Raw genomic sequence first — 4,014 nt, 5'->3', positions numbered from 1 at the left:
TGCCCGGCGGGGGGGGGGCGGCGGTGGTCTCCCCCCCCCCCCCCCCCGCCCCCTCTCCCCCCCCCCCCCCCCCCCCCCCCCCCCCCCCCCCCCCCCGGCTGGGTCGGTCGGTGCGCCGGTACGGACGGGCGCGGCTACGGCAGCTTGTGCACGTGCCCGCCGACCTGACCCGCGAACTCGTCACCGGCGGCGGCGTCCCAGTTGGTCGACCACGCCATCGCGCCGCGCAGATCCGGGTACGTCTTCGACGGCTTGAACGAGCCGCAGCCAGTGCCCTTGGTCAGGCAGTCGAGGGCGGCGTTGACCACGCTCGGCGCCACATAGCCGGAGCCCGCGGCCTTGGCGGAGGAGGGGACTCCGATGCCCACCTGGGAGGGGGCGAGGCCGCCTTCGAGCTGGACGCAGGCGAGCGAGGTGAGGAAGTCCACCGAGCCCGCGGCGTAGACCTTGCCGTCGCAGCCGTTCATCGCGCCGCTGTTGTAGTACTGCATATTGACGACGGTCAGGATGTCCTTGATGGCGAGCGCCGTCTTGAAGTACTCGTTCGACGGCGACTGCATGTCCACCGTCTGCGGCGCCATGGTGATGACCGGGTGGCCGCCCGACTTCGCGGCGAGGGACTTGAGGGCCTGGCTCATGTAAGTGGAGTTGAGGCCGTTCTCCAGGTCGATGTCGACGCCGTCGAAGCCGTACTTCTCCATCAGAGCGTGCACGCTGCTCGCGAAGTTCTCCGCGGACGCCGCGTCGCTGACGGAGATCGTGCCCTTCTCGCCGCCGATGGAGATGACGACGGACTTGCCGGCGGCGTGCTTGGCCTTGATGTCGGCCTTGAACTGGTCCTCGGAGTAGTTCAGCGCGGGGTCGAGGTGGAAGTCGACCGCGCCCGGCTTGGCGGTGGCGTCGGCGAAGGCGACGGCGATGATGTCGTAGCCGTCGTGGACGTCGCTGAGCTTCTGGACCTTCGCGCCGTTGTCGAAGTTCTGCCAGTAGCCGGTGACCGCGTGCTTGGGCACGGACGCCGGGGCGGCCGTGGAACCGGCCGCCGGACCGGCCTGGGGCTGCGCCGCGTGGGCGGCCCCGGCACTGGCGAACCCGACGCCGGTGAATCCGGCGGCGGCCACCACCGCCGCCGCCAGACCCGTGAAGATCCTGCTGTTGGACATGGTTGATCGTGCGCGAACCACGACTGCCTCCGTGTGGGGGGAGAGTTGGGGGGTGTGGTGATGGTGCGCGCTCAGGGGCCCCTGGGCTTGCCGTACAAGGTGGTCCAGACCAATAAGGTTGTCAAGACCTGTACAACAAAGGGGCAGGTGGGGCTGGAGGTGCGGCTGTGGCTACGGCAGCCCGTGCACGTGCGGCCCGACCGCGTTGGACCAGGCGTTGCCGTTGCTCGCGTCCCAGTTGGTCGACCAGGTCATCGCGCCGCGGATGCCCGGGTAGGTCTTGGCGGGCTTGAAGGAGCCGCAGCCCGTCCCCTTGGCGAGGCAGTCGAGGGCGTTGTTGACGACGGAGGGGGAGACATATCCGCTGCCCGCGCCCCTGGTGGAGGCGGGCAGACCCAGGCCCACCTGGGAGGGGGCGAGGCCGCCTTCGAGCTGGATGCAGGCCAGGGCGGTGAGGAAGTCCACGGTCCCCTGCCCGTAGACCTTGCCGTCGCAGCCGTTCATCGCGCCGCTGTTGTAGTACTGCATGTTGACGACGGTGAGGATGTCCTTGATGTTCAGGGCTGTCTTGAAATAGCCGCCCGCTGTTGACTGCATGTCGATGGTCTGCGGGGCCATGGTGATGACCAGCTTCTCCCCGGCCTTCGCCGACAGGGAGCGCAGCGCCTGCGTCATGTACGTGGGGTTGAGCCCGTTCTCCAGGTCGATGTCGACGCCGTTGAAACCGTACTTCTGCATCGCCGCGTACACGCTGTTCGCGAAGTTGTTCGCGGAGGCCGAGTCGTTGATCGACACCGTGCCCTTCTCGCCGCCGACGGAGAGGATGACGGACTTGCCGGCCGCCTGCTTGGCGGCGATGTCGGCCTTGAACTGGGCCTCGCTGTAGTTCAGCGCGGGGTCGAGGCGGAACTCGACCGCGCCCGGTGTGGTGGTGGCGTCGGCGAAGGCGACCGCGATGATGTCGTACTGGCTCTGCACATCGCTGATCTTCTGGACGGTGGCGCCGTTGTTGAAGTTCTGCCAGTACCCCGTCACGGCGTGCTTGGGCACGGTGGGCCCGGGGCCGGCCTCCTTGGTGGTGCCCGTGACGGCCGCGGACTTCGCCGACTCGCCGGCGGTGTTGGCCGCCGCCACCTGGAATTGGTACGAGGTGGCCGGGGAGAGGCCCGTCACCACGGCCGAGGTGCCGCTCACCGACTGGACCCGCGCGCCGTCCTGGTAGACGTTGTAGCCGCTCGCGCCGGTCACCGGGTTCCAGGAGAGGGCCACGGAGGAGGAGGTGGCCGCGCCCGTCGCCAGGCCGCCGGGCGTGCCCGGCACCGGCTCGCCCGGGTCGCCGCCGCCGGGCCCGTCCAGGGTGAAGTCATCGGCGAAGTAGGCGGGCTGCCCGTACCAGCCGTGGGTGTAGATGGTCACCGTCTTCGTGGCCGGGCCGGTCTTGAAGGTGGTGCGCAGCTGCTGCCAGGAGGAGGCCGAGGCGGTCCACGTCGAGACGTCCGTGGTGCCGGTGCCGCTCGCGCCGAGGTAGATGTACGAACCCTGCACCCAGCTGCTCAGCGTGTACGAGGAGTCCGGCTGCACGCTCACGGTCTGGGAGCACTTGGCGTTGTCGGACCCGGCGGGCGTGGCCTTGAGGGCTCCCGTGCCGCCGTGTACGGGGGTGGTGACGGCCGCGCCGCTGCCCCCGGAGCAGGTCCAGTTGTCCAGGCCGGACTCGAAGCCGGGGTTCTTGGCGAGGTTTGCGGCGGCCGAGGCGCGAGGGGCGGCCGAGTGGCGGGCGGTGGCCGAGGTGTGAGGAGCGGCCGAGTGGCGGGTGGTGGCCGCGCTGTCGGCGGTCGCCGCCTCGGCCCCGCCGTCGCCGATGACGGTGAGGCCGGTCGCGGCGAGCGCGGCGGCGGCGAGCGCGGTGAGGGCGCGCAGGCGGTTACGTCCCGTTCTGCGTCTGAATCGGGGGTCTGCGGTGCGGCGTGTACGGTCCACGACTGCCTCCGGTGGGAAGGGTGTTGAAGGAGGAGCTCTGGGGACGGTGGCCACCGCTTGGGCGTAAAGATGGTCCAGACCATTGGGTCAGTCAAGGGTTTGCGAGAACTCCGGCGGGCTGTTCTCTCCCGCCGCATTCGTGGATAAAGTGCTGATGCACCAGCCGAGGGCAGTAGCGAGGAGTGTCCATCTGCGGTCACCGGGACACCGGCGGCCGGAGTGAACGGGGAAACCGACGTGGCCACCGCGATTGCAGTCACCAGCCCCGACCTGGTGCTCGGGCCGCCCGACGGCCAGGCCCCGGCCGCCTCGGTGCTCCACCCCCCGGACGCGCAGCCCCTGGACGACGCCATCGCGCACATGGCCGCCCTCCTCGACCGGTGCGGCCACGTCGTCGCGCTCTACCCGGAGGCGCTCCCCGTACCGCACGCGCGCCGCCTGCACACCGTCCGCTCCATGCTCGAAAGCGACCGGATCGCGCTCCTGCCGATCGCGCTGCCACCGCTCGCCGTCGCCGTCCTCGCGCGCCAGTTACGCCAGTTGTCGGTGTCCGACCTGAGCCCCGGCGTCCTCGCCTGCGCCGCCCGCCTCCTCGCCCACTACATCCACGCGGGCGCGCAGCTGGACACCGTCGCCGGACTCGACCGGGTCGAGGTCGGCCTCGCCTCGCACGTCAAGTCCTGGCTGCCGGGCACCCGGTTCGCCGTGCTCGCCGGGCCGGCGCCGCGACTCATCCCGGTCGACGGCGCGGAGCTCCCGGCCGCGCCCGGCTTCGCCACCGCACTCACCGTCGCGGGGGGGGGGGGGGGGGGAGAGGGGGGGGGGGAGGGAAGGAAGGAAGGACTCACACCCACCCACCCAGCACAAACCA

General features: G+C 70.9%; 3 protein-coding genes. 1 reads left to right on the top strand and 2 read right to left on the bottom strand.

All coding sequences use genetic code 11. From position 1 onward, the window contains the following. Window positions 1-134: 134 nt before the first annotated feature. Both AC07AB_RS16070 and AC07AB_RS16065 read right to left on the bottom strand, forming a co-directional pair. A complete protein-coding gene (locus AC07AB_RS16070) occupies window positions 135-1,163 on the bottom strand; it encodes a chitinase (RefSeq protein WP_478566273.1) in 1,029 nt (342 codons plus the stop codon). Between the two features lie 171 nt (window positions 1,164-1,334). Beyond that, the gene (locus AC07AB_RS16065; RefSeq protein WP_478566270.1) at window positions 1,335-3,143 is read right to left on the bottom strand and encodes a chitinase; all 1,809 of its coding nucleotides are present in this window, start codon (window positions 3,141-3,143) and stop codon (window positions 1,335-1,337) included. A 237-nt stretch (window positions 3,144-3,380) separates the two neighbouring features. Here AC07AB_RS16065 and AC07AB_RS16060 point away from each other — a divergent pair. Beyond that, window positions 3,381-4,014: hypothetical protein (locus AC07AB_RS16060; protein ID WP_478566267.1), on the top strand; the 634-nt coding region annotated here is incomplete at its 3' end.

This window comes from Streptomyces sp. NPDC044033 (genome assembly GCF_056434425.1).
Note: the sequence above shows the minus strand (reverse complement) of the source record. Positions and strands in the feature narration are given on the sequence as shown.

Coding starts and splice junctions, on each gene's coding strand:
- AC07AB_RS16070 (WP_478566273.1), bottom strand. CDS start 1,163: ATGTCCAACAGCAGGATCTTCACGGGTCTGGCGGCGGCGGTGGTGGCC.